Origin of the sequence: Bradyrhizobium sp. SZCCHNS1022 (genome assembly GCF_032484835.1) — a bacterium.
GTDB lineage: Bacteria > Pseudomonadota > Alphaproteobacteria > Rhizobiales > Xanthobacteraceae > Bradyrhizobium.
On record NZ_JAUETT010000004.1, the window covers coordinates 108,284 to 124,987 of the forward strand.

The window sequence follows — 16,704 nt, forward strand, 5'->3', positions numbered from 1 at the left end:
CCCGGACATTGGTCGGATGTCGCTGAACTGCACTCATGTCAGAAAGGTGACATCTGTGCCCGCAGGGCGGCAAGACGATTTTGCGGGCACGGGCGCCGCAAAATGAAGCGCCGCTTTTGCGTAATGAAGCGCCGCTTTTGCGTCAGGAGCGGCGCGCGGGGGAGCGGCTCACTCCCCTTGGACTGCGGCTTGCGCTTTCCTGCGGAAGCGAGGTGGCCCGTCGCGGTGGTCTTCGGAATCAATGAAAGCGTCGCCCGTGAGCTTGATCGCCCATGGCGCGCCGGCTCTCATCCCTCGGCAACTTGGCGTCGCCATCTCGGCGCCCGAGCGGCGCGATCGATATCGCGAAGGGAGTGATCGGGCGCTTTGAGGTCGATGGAGCTCGGCGCGCCGGTAGCGCCGATTCATCTCGCGTTACCATCAATCATGAGGCGTAAGCGGTCACACGGGGGGGCCAAGCGCCGGACTCCGCAAAATGGTCGCCGCAGCAGCAAAGGCCGCCGGACTGCCGAATGGGCGTCAGGCGAATGACTCCGATGAAACCTAGGGGACGTGACGCCAAAGCTGGCCATTGCGGCCGATAAGGCCGGGGGAGCCCGGCCACTATGGCTTGTCGTCTTGTCAAATGGCTCATCCCGCCGGATGGCCTGTCTTATCGACACCGATGCAGTGAACTCGCTCGAGTTAGCATCATGCTCGGCGCCCCCAAGTCGCGCCCTCGAGCGAAACTACTTCACTGGCATGAGGTGGTCGTATCTGACGACGTCAGATACGGCTCGATTCTATTCCTCGTTGGCCGCGATCGATTCCATCAGGGCCACCAGCTGACGCTGCACGGTCTGGTCCTTGATCTTGCTGTAGGCGCGTAGCAACCGCAGGCTGAAAGCGCTGTCCAGAAACAGGAGGCTCTCGACCTCACGCGCCTTGCCGTCGCCGTCATAGAAGAAGGTGACGGGCACATCGAGCGCGTTGGCAATCTGCTGCAGACGCGCAGCGCCGACGCGATTGACGCCCTTCTCGTACTTCTGAACCTGCTGGAAGCTCACCCCGAGCTTTTCGCCGAGTTCAGCCTGCGAGATCTTTTGTTCCACGCGCCGCAGCCGAATGCGCTTACCGAGTTCAATGTCAGGTTTGCCGGCACTGCGCTGTTTCATTTTTTTTGCCGCTGATTTGTTCATTCGAGTGTTACCGTCCTTCAGTTGAAAATCCCCCGAACAGATGGGTCAGGGGTTCACCCATATATACTGTTTTAAGTTGTTGTGGATGGATGAATTCGTCCTTGAACCACGGGTATTTGCCGGGGTTAAAGGCCTCCACAAGCCAGTCGATCATGTGCCGCACCCTAGGGATGCGGCCGCTTGTCGCATGATACGTCAGCCAGATATCGTAAGACCAGCGCAAATCAACCTCAAGAGGTATAATCTTCCCGCCTAGCGCACAGGCATAGGTCGGAAATACCCCGATTCCGGCCCCATGGGCGACGGCCCAGTAGTTTGCACTCGAGACATTCGTCCTCATCCCTATCAGGTCACGCTGATCATGACCGGGAAACAGGCTCACGAAGGCTTCGTTCGCAGCGGCTTCATCCGCGACCTGCAACACCATGCGGTGTTTGGCGAGATCGTCAACCGTCTTGGGCGATCCGTGTGTTTCCAGATATTTCCGGCTCGCAAAGAACATCAGGTGCATGCGGCCGAGCCTGACCAGCTTGACGTCGAGCGCAGCAGGCCGTGACAGATGAATGGCGACGTCGGCCTCATGCCGCGACACGTCGGCAGATCGCATCGCGCAGTGGAGATCGATCGAGATATTGGGAAACGATTGTTGAAATTCGACCAGGCGCGGCGCGAGCCAGAATGTGCCGAGTCCTTCGGTCACGGCGACCCTGACCTCGCCGGAGGCCGCGTTGGCGACGCTGTCGCCGGCGCGCAGGAGCTCGAAGGCGGCCGCCTCCATGCGTTCGACCGCGGACACCACCAGGGCGCCCTCATCGGTCAGTCTGGCGCCATGCACGTCCCGGGTGAATAGTGTCGCGCCGACCTGACGCTCGAAATCATCGATGCGACGGCGCACCGCATTGATGGAGAGGCTGAGCCGCTCGGCGGCCGAGCGGAAGCTCCCTGCGCGCACGACCTCCAGGAAAATGCGTGCGGCGTCCCAGTCGTGCAAGCTGGGAAGTGGCAGCTTGCCGATCGCGACCTTAGGTGGTCCGGATTTGCCCGCCAGGCCGCGCAGTGGCGGTCTGCCCAGGGCGGGTCCTCCGCCGCTATCAGCGATAGTCGAATCGCCCGGCACAAGCCCCGGTCCCGCAGCCTCTGCAAAGCCCGCCGCATCCAGCGCGGGCTGGTCTGGACCATCGGTCCGGTGTTCCTCCTGAGGAACGCCCCGTTCCCTTGCAAAGCGCATACAAGCCGTCTCCGCCTGATAGACTGATAGACGCCAAAATACGGACATGGTTGGTTCCGCGCCATGGATTTTGAGGCCGATGTTGGCCGATCTGCCATGCCGGAACGAGAGGTGTGTGATCTTCGCCGTACCGTCATACCGGTCTCGGCCAGCCTGCCGGTGTGGCGAATGACGGGATCTTCCGCTGGTTTTGACCACGGATGCTTTTTATCGAGCTGCAACGAAATGGTATTCGAAGGAGATGGCGCGACATGCTATCGTGCTGAACGGTTTGTCAGGTCGACCGACTTGAAGTCGATCGACTTGGGCCGCGAGGCTTTGCACCGAGCGTTCGATCCGTGCGCCCATGGGATGGTGGGCCTGTGGTGCGCGGGCAGGGAGAGGGTGACGCAAAGGTCGGAAGGGGCAGATATGCTGCGTCCGCGGGCCGTGCGCACCAACGGGATCAACCCACTTGTACTTCGTTATTGGCAAAAAACGGAATATGGCTGTGGTTAATTCAGACGAACAGATGCTTGCTGTGCTTGCCACGCTTGAGCAGTGCCGCGCAGCGCTGGCCGCAGCAGGTCAGCGGGATACGGCGCATTTGGTTTCGGTTGCGGTTCTCGACCTCCGGATGAAGCTGAATGATCTCAGCGAGGAGGATTTGCAGGCCCTGTGCGACGAGATGGTCCAGGCTGACAATCCGAACAAGCTGCGCGATCCGAAACTTCAGCCGGGCCAGCGCCGGCGGCCGCTCCTGAGGCTCGTCAAGTAGACCACCACCATGTCTTGGACGCGTTGAATGGCGCGTTTGTGATCGGCGCAACCGGTCCCTTTGGCTGAAGCCCGGTTGAAATGGCTGATAACTCGGTTCACAGGGGCGATGTGGCCGGCCCAACTGTCCGCGCATTCTCTTGCGTATTTCCTGCATCGGCTGCATGACGCGGCGTAGCGCCGGCTGCTGGCGTTCGGCCCCGGCGAGGACTTTGCAGGTACCGCATGATTCAAAACGTGTCGATTCCGGCTGCGCTGATCGCGGGCCTCGTCAGCTTCCTCTCGCCCTGCGTGCTGCCTCTGGTCCCGCCCTATCTGGTCTATCTGACCGGTGCAACGATCGAGCATATCGAGAGCGACGAGCCCCCGGCAGTTTCACAACGCGCCGTGATGATTTCGGCCGCGCTGTTCGTGCTCGGCTTCTCCACCGTCTTCGTCATGCTGGGCGCGAGCGCCTCGCTGATCGGAGAATTGATCCGGACCTGGTCGCAGGAGCTTTCGATCCTGGCCGGTATCGTCATCGTGGTGATGGGCCTGCACTTCCTGGGGCTCACCCGCATCAGCCTGCTGATGCGTGAGGGACGCTTGCCGATTCCAAAGCCTGTCGGACTCTGGGGGGCCTATGTGATGGGGCTTGCCTTCGCTTTCGGCTGGACGCCCTGCATCGGCCCGATCCTGGCCGCGATCCTGTCGATTGCGGCAGCCGAAGCCACCGTCGCGAAGGGCGCCGGCCTGCTCGCGGTCTATTCGGCGGGGCTCGGAATTCCGTTCCTGATCGCAGCCTTCATGATCGAGCAATTCTCCACGCTGCTCGCGCGGATGCGCGGCCACCTCGTCAATATCGAACGCGCGATGGGCGTCTTGATGATCGTCACCGGCATCGGCTTTTTGACCGGCGCGGTGTCGAGCTTCAGCATCTGGCTCCTGGAGACTTTTCCGGCCCTGCAGAGGTTCGGCTGAGACCGCTCACTGCTCCCCGGGGCACTGCTCCAAATCACTGCTCCAGGGCGCAAGTGATGGTGTAGACCACGCCGCGCGGCAGGAAGTCGACGGTGGCCTCGCCGCCGAGCTGGTCGCGGGCGCTGCGCTCGATCAGCCGCGAGCCGAATCCGCGCCGGATCGGCGCGGCCACCACGGGGCCGCCGGATTCGCGCCATACCACCCTGAGCTTCGGGGCTTGCAACTTGGTCACATCCTTGTCGAGAAGCAGATCCCAGGAGAGATCGACCGTCCCGCTGTCGTTGGAGAGCGCGCCATATTTGGCGGCGTTGGTCGCGATCTCGTGCACGATCATCGACAGCACGAGGGCGAGCCGCGGCGACAGCGGCACCTGAGGGCCGGACATCCTGATGCGATCGGGGCTGCTCAGCTGGTAGGGCTTCAGCACGCGCCTGATCACGTCGTCGAGTTCGGAGCCCTGCCATTTCTCTTTGCTGAGCAGGTTGTGCGCCTCGGCGAGCGCACCGAGCCGTCCCTCGAATTTCTCGCGCTCCGTGCGGCTCGCACTGCGGAAGGTCTGCACGGCGATCGCCTGCAGGATCGCCAGCGTATTCTTGACCCGGTGATTGAGCTCCTCGATCAGGAGGTCGTGCAGCATTTCGCCGCGTGCGATCGTGGTCGCCATCCGCACCGCGAAGGCGAGCCCGATGGCGAGCAGCACGCCGCCGATCAGGCTGGTGACGGCGAGGTTACGCCACAGCGGCGCAACCAGCGAGTGTTCGGCAACCCCAGCGCCGATGATCCAGCCGGTGAGTGCGGAATGGGTAAAGCTCGACATCAGCGGCACGCCGTCGAGCGAGACGCTCGACAGCGTTGCTTCCTGCCGTTGCATCATCGCTTCGTATACGGAGTCGGACGCGCGCTTGCCGATCGTATCAGCGGGATTGGGAACGCGGGCGAAGACGATGCCGTCACGGTCGAGCAGTGACAGCGTCCAATCGGTGCTCGGTTGCTGCTTTTCCAGCATGGTCTGGAACATCGCGATCGGCGGACTGAAGGAGATCTCGTAGATCACCTCGCCGTCGCGAAACACCGGCACCTCCACTGTTACTACCTGTTGTCTCTTCATGGCGCCGAAGAACAGGTTCGAATATTGCGGCTGCCGCGTCCTGAAGACCTGTTCGACGATCTCCCGGTTGTTGCGCGCAGGCAGGCTTGCCGTATCGGTCGTTGCGGAGGAGAACAGCTGATGTCCGTCGCGGTCGCAGACGAGGATGGTGCCGTCCTTGCCGTACTGCTCGAGGAAGCCCATCGCGATCGGGCGGAAGCGTTCGAAGTCGCCAGACTTCAAAGCATCGGTGAGCGCGAGGACCTGCACTCCTCCGGTCATCCTCTGCATCTCGGCATCGAGCGTCAAACGGATGCTGTGCACCGTGTCCAGCACGCGTTGCCGGGCCTCGTTGCGGTCCTGTACGTAGTTGTGGAAGACGATGCCACCTGCGAACACGATCAAGGGTAGCGTGGTCCCTGCGACCAGGAGGGCAAGCCGGACGGGCAGGGAGAGCTTCGGCAACGGTGTTCCGTTTCTAATTGCCCCCGATGCGCCCATGGGTGCGGCGACAGGAGACCTTGAGGCATCAGGTCCAGCACGCGCTGGTCTCAAGAAGGCTGCAGGATATCATGCCGGCGCGGCTGCCTCAGCAACACATGTTGCGGCGGGCAGCCGTTCACATCATCGTCAGCATAGGAGGGGCGATCACCATTCGCCAAGCGCTTTACCGCGCAGATGGCAGGTTCCGCGCGCGCCGCCGTTGCAACATTTCTGGTGCTGTCGATCAAAGATTGCTATCTGTGATCGCGGCGTAGACCATGGTACGCAGCTCGCGCCGGATCGGATAGGCGCTCGACGGCAGGACCTGGGTCATGAAGATCGTGATCAGCTCCTCGGCGGGATCGATCCAGAATGCGGTGGAGGCCGCGCCGCCCCAGGCATATTCGCCGGCGCTGCCCGGGATCAGTGTCTTTGCTGGGTCCATCGTGACCGAGAAGCCGAGTCCGAAACCGATGCCGTTATAGGCTGCCTCCGCGAACATCGAGCGCGACATCGCCGGCAGGTCGACGCCACCGGGCAGGTGGTTGGACGTCATCAGCTGCAGCGTTTTCGGTCCCAGGAGGCGCACGCCGCCCAGCTCGCCGCCCTTGATCAGCGCGCGGCAGAAGGTGAGATAGTCAGACGAGGTGGAGCAGAGGCCGCCGCCGCCCGAGATGAAATCCGGCGGTGACAGGAACGTGCTGGTGGCCGGGTCGTCCTGCAGCGTGAGGCCGCCTTTGCGCTCGGCGGCATGGAAGCTCAGTCCGCCGCCCGCATCGGCCGAATAGCATGCGGCGAGCCGGTGCGCCTTGGCGGCCGGTACGTGGAAATCGGTGTCGCTCATCCCGAGCGGATCGAAGATGCGTTCTTTCAGGAATTGCTCGAACGGCTGGTCGGCGATCTTGCCAATCAGGTAGCCGATCACGTCGGTCGAGACCGAGTAGTTCCAGGCTTCGCCCGGGGAGAATTCCAACGGGATTTTTGCGAGGTCTGCGATCATCGACTGCATCGTACCGGCCTTTTCCACCGCGCCGATCTTCGCCTCCCGATAGGCTGCGTCCACGTTGGAGCGCTGCTGGAAGCCGTAGGTGAGGCCCGATGTGTGCCGCAACAGATCGACGATCTGCATCGGCCGGGCCGGCGGCCGGGTCACGAAGGCGGGCGCGGTGCCCGCGACGAACACGCCGAGGTTTTTCCATTCCGGAATATATTTGGCGACGGAGTCGTCGAGCGCGACCTTGCCTTCCTCGAACAGCATCATGAAGGCGACCGAGGTGATCGGCTTTGTCATCGAGTAGATGCGGTAGATCGTATCGTCCTTGACGGGCACGTTGCGCTCGACATCGGCAAGCCCGATCGAACTCATATGCACCACGTGGCCGCGTCGATAGACCAGCAGCTGGGTGCCCGGGAAGCGGCCGCTGTCGACATAACGGGCCTTCAGATGTGCATCGATCCGCTCGAGTGCAGCCTTGGACATGCCAGCGGATTCGGGGACGGCGGTCGTGGGGGCAAGCATCAGGGCATCTCCATCCGTCGTGCGGGTTTCGTTGGGGTCTCTTCTTCGCGACATGATCTTGATAGCCGAAAACCGGCTACCATTCCAAGGGAGCCAGCTTACAGAGGTAGCATGCCTGGTGTAGCCTTGACGCAAGGGAGGACTGCCAATGACCCAATTCAACGAAGCCCAGCTCACTGAGGCCGTCGTCGCCAGCTTCGAGCGCACGCCGGATGCGCGGACGAAATTCCTGCTGCAGGAATTGGTGAAGTCGCTGCACGACTATGTCCGCAAGACCAATCCTACCTTCGACGAATGGGCGAGTGCGGTCGATTTCCTGACCCGCACCGGGCAGAAATGCACCGCGAGCCGGCAGGAGTTCATCCTGCTGTCCGACGTGCTCGGCGTGTCCATGCTGGTCGATGCGGTCAATCATCGCGAGCGCGGAGGAGCCACCGAGACCACCGTGCTCGGCCCGTTCTATGTCGGCGAGCACAAGGTCATGGCTCATGGCACGGATATCTCTGGAACGAGCGTGGGTGAGAAGATGTTCGTGCAGGGCCGGGTCACGGATCCCGCCGGTGCGCCGGTCGCGGGCGCGGCGGTCGACGTATGGCACGCCGACGACGAAGGCTTCTACGATTCGCAGCGGCCGGCCTATGAGACGGAGGGGCCATCCTTGCGGGCTCGCTTCATCACCGACTCCGACGGCCGCTTTTTCTTCCGTACCATCCTGCCATGCAGCTATCCGATCCCGACCGATGGTCCTGTCGGTGGAATGATCCTCTATGCGCAGCGCCATCCGATGCGGCCGGCGCATGTGCATTTTCTGGTCGATGCCAAGGGTTACGAGCCTCTCATCACCCACGTCTTCATCGGGGGCGACAAATATCTCGACAGTGACGTCGTGTTCGGCGTGAAGGACGAACTCATCGCGCAGGTCGAGCGACGCACGGATCCGGTGATGCCGGACGGCGAATCCGTCGCCGCGCCTTGGCATTTGATGACCTATGAATTCCGCATGAAGGCCGGGGCCGGGATTGCGCCGAAACCGTTGGGCGCAACGGCTGCCGAGGCGGCGGAATAGCCGGCGAGTTAACTGCCCACTTCTTGTGCGTTGCACAGGAGGTGGGCGAATCGCAAAATTTGGGGGCGCCTCTGATCGGCTGACCTGTTTTTAGGCAGCTGTAAGTAATTGATTTCTTTTAAAGACCTCTCTCCGTGGTCGCTGGCACGAAGCTTGAATGAAAGAGCTTGCAGACGCCACCGACGCCGTCGCTGAGCTCACATCACCCGACATTTGAAATCGCCAGCCTGGGGCCTCCCCAGAGCGTGCACCCGTGCGTGCGCGCGTGTGAAGGACATCTCGCATGAGCCAACAGAACCCGACCTGGATCTCGGATTGGAATCCGGAGGATGAGACGTTTTGGAATAAGACGGGCAAGATCATCGCCCGGCGCAATCTGATCTGGTCGATCGTCGCCGAGCATATCGGCTTCTCGGTGTGGCTGATCTGGTCGATCGTCGCGACCAAGCTGCCGCAGGCGGGCTTTCATTATTCGACCGACGAGTTGTTTCAACTGGTCGCGCTGCCCGGCTTGATCGGGTCTCTGATGCGCTTCCCCTATACGTTTGCGGTGACCACGTTCGGCGGCCGCAACTGGACCATCTTCTCCGCCTCGATCCTGTTCATCCCGACACTGGCGCTTGCGTATTTCGTCAGCCATCCGGAAACGCCGTTCTGGCTGATGCTGCTGGTCGCTTCGACCGCCGGCCTCGGCGGCGGCAACTTCGCCTCGTCGATGACCAACATCTCCTTCTTCTATCCCGACCGCATGAAGGGCTGGGCGCTCGGGCTGAATGCGGCCGGCGGCAATATCGGCGTATCCAGCGTGCAGCTGCTGACCCCGATCCTGATGGGCCTCGGCCTCATCAATCTGTACCAGGCCAGTCCCGTCAGCGGCGTCTACCTGCAGAATGCCGGCCTGATGTGGGTGCTGCCGATTGCGATCGCGGTGTTCGGCGCCACCTTCTTCATGAACAACCTGACCTCAGCCAAGGCCTCGATCAAGAACCAGCTTGCGATCGTCAAGCGCAAGCACACCTGGATCATGTCGTTCATCTATATCGGCACGTTCGGGTCCTTCATCGGCTATTCGGCGGCGTTTCCGCTGCTCATCAAGACGCAGTTTCCGGCGATGACCATCGCAATCGCCTTCCTCGGCCCGCTGGTCGGCTCGCTGTCGCGTCCGCTCGGCGGCCTGCTGGCCGACCGCATCGGCGGTGCCATCATCACCTTCTGGAACTTCATCGCGATGGTGGCCGCGACGATCGGCGTGCTCTACTTCGTCGGCGTCAAGGACTTCACCGGCTTCCTGGTCTCGTTCCTGGTTCTGTTCGTCACCACCGGCATCGGCAACGGTTCGACCTACCGCATGATCCCGTCGATCTTCCGCGAGGAAAATCTGCACAAGGTGAAGGGCCAGGGCGATGCCGCACGTCTTGCGGCGTTGAAGACCGCGAGCATCGAGAGCGGTGCGGCGGTCGGCTTCATCGGCGCGATCGGTGCGGTCGGCGGTTATTTCATCCCGAGCGGCTTCGGCAAGTCGATCGCGGCGACCGGCGGCCCGCAGACTGCGCTCATCGTCTACCTCTCCTTCTACGCAGTCTGCCTGGCGCTCACCTGGTGGTTCTACCTGCGCCGCGCGCCGGAAACCGCCGGCGCGCCGAGCCTTGCGGAAGCCCGCATCTGACGCTGCGGGGCGGATGGTGGCTCGACCACCATCCGCTTCGTCTGACGAATGGCCTTTCCTCAAACCATTGGATCGCCCAGATGACGCCTTCACAGATCACGCTGCTCCAAGACAGCTTCGCCAAGGTCGCGCCGATCTCCGATCAGGCCGCCATGATCTTCTACGACCGGCTCTTCGAAGTCGCCCCGCAGGTGCGGGCCCTGTTTCCCGACGATCTCACCGAGCAGCGCAAGAAGCTGATGGCGACGCTTGCGGTGGTCGTCAACGGTCTCACCAATCTCGAAGCCATCCTGCCGGCGGCAAGCGCGCTCGCCATCCGTCACGTCGACTACGGCGCCAAGCCGGAGCACTATCCGGTGGTCGGTGCGGCCTTGCTCTGGACGCTGGAGAAGGGCTTGGGCGATGCCTGGACGCCGGAGGTCGCGGACGCCTGGACCGCGGCTTACGGCACGCTGTCGAACTACATGATTGCGGAAGCCTACGGCAACAAGCAGGCCGCGGAGTAAGAGCTTTGAGCGAACCGCTTGTCATCGTCGGCAACGGCATGGCCGCAGCCCGGCTGGTCGAGGAGTTGTCGAAGACCGCGCTCGGCCGTTATGCGGTCGCTGTGATCGGCGAAGAGCCGAGGCTTGCCTATAATCGCGTGCTGCTGTCGTCGGTGCTCGCGGGCGAGGTCGGCTCGCACGAAATCGAGCTGAAGCCGGCGGCATGGTGGCGCGAGCGTGGCGTGACCCTGAAATACGGTGCGCGCGCCACCGAGATCGATGTCGGCCGGCGCGAGCTGAAGGTGGAGAATGACGAGAGCATCGCGTTCTCCAAATTGGTGCTGGCGACCGGCTCGTTGCCGATCCGGCTCAACGTTCCGGGCGCGGATCTGAGCGGCGTGCACACGTTTCGCGACAGCCGCGACGCCGATATTCTTCTGGCCCTCGCGGCGCAGAAGAAGCGCGTGGTCGTGATCGGCGGCGGCCTGCTCGGGCTGGAAGCGGCCTACGGGCTCGCTCGTGCCGGGACACCGGTGACGCTGCTGCATCTGATGGACCGGCTGATGGAGCGGCAGCTCGACCAGCCCGCGGCGGCCCTTTTGAAGTCGTTGGTCGAACGCAAGGGCATCGAGGTGCTGCTCGAGGCCAATACTGCGCGCATCGAAGGCGACGGCAGAGTGGAGGGCGTCGAGCTCGCTGACGGCCGCCGGATCGCGGCCGCGGCCGTGATCTTCGCCGCCGGCATCCGGCCGAACGTCGCGCTGGCCAAGGAAGCAGGTCTTGCCGTCAATCGCGGCATCGTCGTCGACGACCAGATGCAGAGCAGCGCGCCGGACATCTTCGCGCTCGGCGAATGCGCCGAGCATCGCGGTACCTGTTACGGCCTTGTCGAGCCCGCCCATGACCAGGCCCGCGTGTTGGCGCGGCATCTGGCCGGCGCAAGCGCCGCCTATGAGGGCAGCGTCGTCGCGACCAACCTCAAGGTCTCCGGCGTCTCGGTGTTCTCGGCCGGCGACTACGTCGGCGCCGACGGCAGCGAGGCCATCGTGCTCAACGATTTCAGGCGCGGCATCTACAAGAAGCTGGTGATCGCCGAGGGGCGGCTGACGGGCGCGGTGCTGATCGGTGATACCAGGGATGCGCTCTGGTATCGCGACCTGATCCGCGCCCGCGAGCCGGTCGCGCCGATCAGGACCGAGATGATGTTCGGCCGCGCGACGGCGCGGCCGCGCGCCGCGTGAAGAGGGACCACGCACGACCATGAACGCTGTCAATCCGAACCTGCGCGCGGTGCGCACCACCTGTCCTTATTGCGGCGTCGGCTGCGGCGTGCTCGCCAAGCCGGACGGCCAGGGTGGTGCCGCCATTGCCGGCGATCCGGCGCATCCGGCCAACCTCGGCCGGCTCTGTTCCAAGGGCTCGGCGCTCGGCGAGACGCTCACACAGGACGGCCGGCTGCTTTATCCGATGATCCGCTGCAAGGGTGTGATGGAGCGGGTCGCCTGGAGCGACGCGCTCGACCATGTCGCGCACCGGCTCAAGCACATCATTGCCCGCGACGGCGCGGATGCGGTGGCGTTCTATCTCTCCGGCCAGATGCTGACCGAGGATTACTACGTCGCCAACAAGCTGATGAAGGGGTTCATCGGCTCCGCCAATGTCGATACCAATTCGCGGCTGTGCATGGCGTCGTCCGTCGCCGGCCATCGCCGCGCCTTCGGCGCCGATACCGTGCCCGGCACCTATGAGGATCTCGAACTCGCCGATCTGCTGGTGTTCGTCGGCTCGAACGCGGCCTGGTGCCATCCGGTGCTGTACCAGCGCATGCTCGCCAACAAGCAGAGCCGTGGCGCCAAATTCGTCGTGATCGATCCGCGCCGCACCGACACCGCAAGCGAAGCCGACCTTTTCCTCGGCGTGAAGCCCGGCACCGACACCGCATTGTTCTCCGGCCTGCTCGTGCACCTCGCCGAGCAGGGTGCGCTCGACCGTGACTATATCGAACGGCACACCAGCGGGTTCGATGATGCGCTCGCGCGGGCCCGCAGCATTGCCGGCAGCATTGGCGCCACCGCGCTGGCGACCGGCCTGTCGGAGCCGGACGTCGCGGCCTTCTTCAAGCTGTTCCGCGACACGCCCCGCGTCGTCACGCTGTATTCGCAAGGCGTCAACCAGTCGGCGCAGGGGACCGACAAGGTCAATGCGATCATCAATTGTCACCTTGCGACGGGACGCATCGGCAAGCCGGGCGCTTCCCCGTTCTCCTTGACCGGCCAGCCCAATGCGATGGGCGGCCGCGAGGTCGGCGGCCTCGCCAACCAGCTCGCCGCGCATATGGCCTTCACGCCGCCGGACATCGACCGTGTCAGGCGGTTCTGGAAGGCGCCCGATATCGCCACCCATGAGGGGCTGAAGGCGGTCGCGATGTTCGAGGCGATCGCGCGCGGCGAGATCAAGGCGCTGTGGGTGATCGGCACCAATCCGGCGGTGTCGCTGCCGGACGCAGACCTCGTCCGATCCGCGCTGAAGAAGCTCGAGCTGTTCGTGGTCTCTGAGAACGTGCGTTCGAACGACACCGTGAATGCCGGGCCGCATGTGCTGCTGCCGGCGCAGGCCTGGGGCGAGAAAAGCGGCACGGTGACCAATTCGGAGCGGCGCATCTCGCGCCAGCGTGCCTTCCTGGACGCTCCCGGCGAGGCCAAGCCGGACTGGTGGATGCTGAGCGAGGTCGCCAGGCGCTTGGGCTTCGGTGCTGCGTTCAACTACAGCTCCGCCGCGGATGTGTTCCGCGAGCATGCTGCGTTGTCGGCCTTCGAGAACGACGGCGCGCGCGATTTCGATATCGGCGCGCTGCGCTCGCTGTCGGACGAGGACTACGACGCGCTGGCGCCGGTGCAGTGGCCCGCGCGCGAAGGCACGCCGCCCTGGTCGCGCTTCTTCGCCGATGGCGGCTTCTTCACCAACGACCGCAAGGCGCGCTTCATCGCGCCGGAAGTGCCGGCACTGCGCACCGAGACCACGCCGGCGCGGCCGCTGCGCCTCAATACCGGGCGCATCCGCGACCAGTGGCACACGATGACGCGCACGGGCTTGAGCCCGCGGTTGGGCGCGCATCTGCCGGAGCCATTCGTCGAGGTGCATCCCGATGATGCGCTGAAATACGGCCTCGTGCACGACGGTTTTGCCCGCATCACCACCGATCACGGCCAATGTATCCTGAAGGTCGTCGTTAGCGAGCGTCAGCAGCGTGGCATGCTGTTCGCGCCGATTCATTGGAACGAGACCAACGCATCCCATGCCCGCGTCGGCGCGCTGGTGGGCTCCACGACCGACCCGTTCTCTGGGCAGCCGGAGTCCAAGGCGACGCCGGCGGCGGTCGCGCCTTACGAATATGTCTTCCGCGGCTTCGTGCTGTCGCGCACCGAACTCGCGCTGCCGCAGCACCTGTGGTGGGCGCGCGCGGCCGTCGCCGGAGGCTTCGGTTATCTGTTCGCCGACAATGGCGACCTCGCGCGCTGGCCAGCCTGGCTGAAGGCGCGCGCGAGCGAGGACCTCGCCGAATACATGGATTTCGGCGGCGGGGTCTATCGCGCGGCCTCCTTTACCGGCGGGCGCATCGAGACCTGCGTGTTCGTCGGGCCGGCGCACGACGCCGGCGATTGGAACGTCGTGAAGGAGATGTTCGCGGCGGCTTCGCTCGATGACGAGCAGCGCCGCATGCTATTGTCGGGACGGGCGCCCGAGGGAGCGGCGAGCGGCGGCCCGATCGTCTGCGCGTGTTTCGGCGTCGGCCGCAACACGATCTGCGACGCCATCGCTGCCGGCGCCAGGACGCCGGCTGCGCTCGGCGCTGCACTGAAGGCCGGCACCAATTGCGGCTCGTGCATTCCCGAGATGAAGCGGCTGATCGCGCAGGTGCCGGCGCAACCGCCGGGTCTTGCCGCGACGGGCTAGAACCTTGCCCGTCATTCCGGGCTCGATGGCAAAGCCATCGAGCCCGGAATCTCGACAGTGGCTTGCATCCATTTCTACAAGCTCGAGATTCCTGTATCTGACCGGGTGTCACTGTCATAGTGGCGGCGGGTAGAGACAGCTCGTTGGATTCCCGGTTGCCTCGGCGACCGTAACCCGGCTTGGGCGTCTCCGCTTGCCTTGTCTGATCGAACAGTCGCATGAGCGCCGATTTCCGGTAGCTCGCATACAGGTCTGATCCCCATGACAGCTCAGTCTCTTGCGCTCGCGGCCGGCATCGATGTCGGTCAGCGCTTTCTTGATGTCGGCCTTGCTCCCTCGGGCAAGACTTTCCGGGTTGCCAACGCTGCCGAAGGCGTTGCCGCCGTGGTCGAGCGGTTGACCCAGGCCGGCGTCGGCCGTGTCGTGCTGGAGGCGATCGGCCCCTATGCCCGGCAACTCGTCAGCGCTCTCGGCGCGGCCGGGTTCGAGGTCGGTCTCGTCAATCCGCGCCGCATCAAGGCATTCCGTGAGTTTGAAGGGCGCCGTGCCAAGACCGACAGGCTGGACGCGCGGCTGATTGCGCGCTTCGCTCTCGCCATGACCGACGCCATTCGCCCATTGCCATCCGCCGAGCAGCTGACGCTCAAGGCCCTCACCACACGTCGTCGCCAGCTCACGGAAATGATCGCCATGGAGAAGACACGGCTGAAACAAACCGCCGAGCCACTCCTATTGGACAATCACCGTGCCACCATCTCTGTTCTGACGACCCAGTGCCGCCAGATCGAGACCGAACTCGACCGCCGGATCGCCGCCGATCCGCAGCTTGCCTGCAGCTTCGAGATCCTCACCTCGATCCCCGGGATCGGCGAGCGCGTGGCCACTGTGCTGATCACCGAACTGCCTGAGATTGGCCGCGTCGATCGCAAGGCTGTCGCCAGCCTGGCCGGCCTCGCGCCGCATGTCAGCCAGTCCGGCAATGCGCCGCCCCGTGCCGCCATCTCGGGCGGCCGCCCTTGCGTGCGCACGGCGCTCTACATGGCCGCCCTCGTCGCCAGCCGTCACAATCCCCGAATGAAAGCCGCCTACCAAGCCCTGCGAGAACAGGGCAAGCCCGCCAAGCTCGCCCTCATTGCCATCGCCCGAAAGCTGTTGGTCACCGCAAACACCATGGTCAAAAACAACACCCGATATACCCAGCAATCGCTTGACAGCTAAGACAGTCGCCGGGTTCACGCTTCGCGTGCCCCGGTGACGTCGCTTTGATATCGCTGCAATCGACCTCGCGCAGCCTCTCCGCTATACGTTGGCCATGAAGCACAAAACTTTCGGCAGCGGCGGACCCGACGTCTCCGTCATCGGGCAGGGCACCTGGTATCTCGACCACGGCGATCGCAAGCGCGCCATCGCCGCCCTGCAACGCGGGCTCGATCTCGGCATGAGCCATATCGACACAGCGGAGATGTATGGCGATGCCGAGCTCGTCATCGCCGACGCCATTGCCGGTCGGCGCGACGAGGTGTTCCTGGTCTCCAAGGTGCTGCCGAGCAACGCCTCGCGCCGCGGCACCATTACGGCCTGTGAGCGCTCGCTGAAGCGGCTGAACACCGACCGGCTCGATTGTTACCTGTTGCACTGGCGCGGCTCCTATCCGCTCGCGGAGACGGTTGCCGCTTTCGATGAGTTGACACGCGCGGGCAAGATCCGCTCATGGGGCGTCAGCAATTTCGATGCCGACGATCTCGATGAACTGCTCGAGGTCGCAGGTCCCGGCCAGATCGCCTGTAACCAGGTGCTCTATCATTTGCAGGAGCGCGCGATCGAGCACGCGGTGATCCCCTGGTGCGGGGAGCATGGTGTCGCCGTGGTCGCCTATTCGCCGTTCGGTCATGACGATTTTTCGACGACGACGAGCCCGGGTGGGCAGGTGCTGCAGCGCATTGCGCAGGCGCATGCCGCGACGCCGCGCCAGGTGGCGCTCGCTTTCCTGACCCGGGCCTCCGGGCTGTTCGCGATTCCGAAAGCCGGCTCGCCCGAGCATGCAGCGGAAAATGCTGCGGCGGGAAGCCTCGATCTGACGGCTGCCGAGATCGCTGCGCTCGATCGCGCGTTTCCGCGCGGGCCGAAGCCGCGCGGATTACCGATGCTGTAGTGCAGCATCGCTCACAGATTGTTACCGCCTGTTGCGCGGAGCAAACGCGCATATCGGCTGCCCGATTTCTACGGGTTGCCGCCAGCGTCCGATTGACGTCTTGTCGGGCCTTGCCCGAGTCGTTCACGTCACTGCAGTCAGAGGTTGATCGTGTCTCCGCCCCACGGCGC

The 16,704-nt window shown here is 63.9% G+C and carries 13 protein-coding genes; 9 read left to right on the forward strand and 4 right to left on the reverse strand.

The genetic code is table 11. The features are described 5' to 3' along the window. Nucleotides 1-782: 782 nt before the first annotated feature. The gene (locus QX071_RS23425) at nt 783-1,178 is read right to left on the reverse strand and encodes a helix-turn-helix transcriptional regulator (RefSeq protein ID WP_315707004.1); all 396 of its coding nucleotides are present in this window, start codon (nt 1,176-1,178) and stop codon (nt 783-785) included. Between the two features lie 7 nt (nt 1,179-1,185). After that, complete coding sequence (locus QX071_RS23430; protein WP_409977531.1) at nt 1,186-2,454, reverse strand: LysR family transcriptional regulator; 1,269 nt, start codon at nt 2,452-2,454, stop codon at nt 1,186-1,188. 406 nt (nt 2,455-2,860) lie between these two features. On the opposite strand from QX071_RS23430, the gene QX071_RS23435 reads away from it, so the two are divergent. Both QX071_RS23435 and QX071_RS23440 read left to right on the forward strand, forming a co-directional pair. After that, nucleotides 2,861-3,163 (forward strand): hypothetical protein, encoded by a 303-nt coding sequence (locus tag QX071_RS23435; protein WP_315707003.1) that lies wholly within the window; start codon nt 2,861-2,863, stop codon nt 3,161-3,163. 224 nt (nt 3,164-3,387) lie between these two features. Beyond that, nucleotides 3,388-4,122, forward strand: coding sequence for a cytochrome c biogenesis CcdA family protein (locus QX071_RS23440; RefSeq protein WP_315707002.1), 735 nt, complete (start codon nt 3,388-3,390; stop codon nt 4,120-4,122). Nucleotides 4,123-4,156: 34 nt separating this feature from the next. Here QX071_RS23440 and QX071_RS23445 read toward each other — a convergent pair whose 3' ends face one another. Both QX071_RS23445 and QX071_RS23450 read right to left on the reverse strand, forming a co-directional pair. Then, a complete protein-coding gene (locus QX071_RS23445; RefSeq protein ID WP_315707001.1) occupies nt 4,157-5,674 on the reverse strand; it encodes a sensor histidine kinase in 1,518 nt (505 codons plus the stop codon). 262 nt (nt 5,675-5,936) lie between these two features. Further along, complete coding sequence (locus QX071_RS23450; RefSeq protein WP_315707000.1) at nt 5,937-7,211, reverse strand: serine hydrolase domain-containing protein; 1,275 nt, start codon at nt 7,209-7,211, stop codon at nt 5,937-5,939. A gap of 148 nt (nt 7,212-7,359) precedes the next feature. Between QX071_RS23450 and QX071_RS23455 the strand changes: the two genes are divergently transcribed. The 7 genes from QX071_RS23455 (at nt 7,360) to QX071_RS23485 (ending at nt 16,534) form a co-directional block, all read left to right on the forward strand. Then, nucleotides 7,360-8,277 (forward strand): dioxygenase, encoded by a 918-nt coding sequence (locus QX071_RS23455; RefSeq protein WP_315706999.1) that lies wholly within the window; start codon nt 7,360-7,362, stop codon nt 8,275-8,277. A 283-nt stretch (nt 8,278-8,560) separates the two neighbouring features. Next, a complete protein-coding gene (locus tag QX071_RS23460; protein ID WP_315706998.1) occupies nt 8,561-9,943 on the forward strand; it encodes an MFS transporter in 1,383 nt (460 codons plus the stop codon). A gap of 80 nt (nt 9,944-10,023) precedes the next feature. Next, nucleotides 10,024-10,449 carry a globin family protein gene (locus QX071_RS23465; protein ID WP_315706997.1) on the forward strand — a complete coding sequence of 142 codons (426 nt, stop codon included), beginning with the start codon at nt 10,024-10,026 and terminating at the stop codon, nt 10,447-10,449. Between the two features lie 5 nt (nt 10,450-10,454). After that, on the forward strand, nt 10,455-11,669 hold the full coding sequence (locus QX071_RS23470) for an NAD(P)/FAD-dependent oxidoreductase (protein WP_315706996.1): 1,215 nt from the start codon (nt 10,455-10,457) through the stop codon (nt 11,667-11,669). 19 nt (nt 11,670-11,688) lie between these two features. Then, nucleotides 11,689-14,382, forward strand: coding sequence for a molybdopterin-dependent oxidoreductase (locus tag QX071_RS23475; RefSeq protein WP_315706995.1), 2,694 nt, complete (start codon nt 11,689-11,691; stop codon nt 14,380-14,382). A 261-nt stretch (nt 14,383-14,643) separates the two neighbouring features. Beyond that, the gene (locus tag QX071_RS23480) at nt 14,644-15,600 is read left to right on the forward strand and encodes an IS110 family transposase (protein WP_315701447.1); all 957 of its coding nucleotides are present in this window, start codon (nt 14,644-14,646) and stop codon (nt 15,598-15,600) included. A gap of 94 nt (nt 15,601-15,694) precedes the next feature. After that, nucleotides 15,695-16,534, forward strand: coding sequence for an aldo/keto reductase (locus QX071_RS23485; protein WP_315706335.1), 840 nt, complete (start codon nt 15,695-15,697; stop codon nt 16,532-16,534). Nucleotides 16,535-16,704 lie beyond the last annotated feature (170 nt).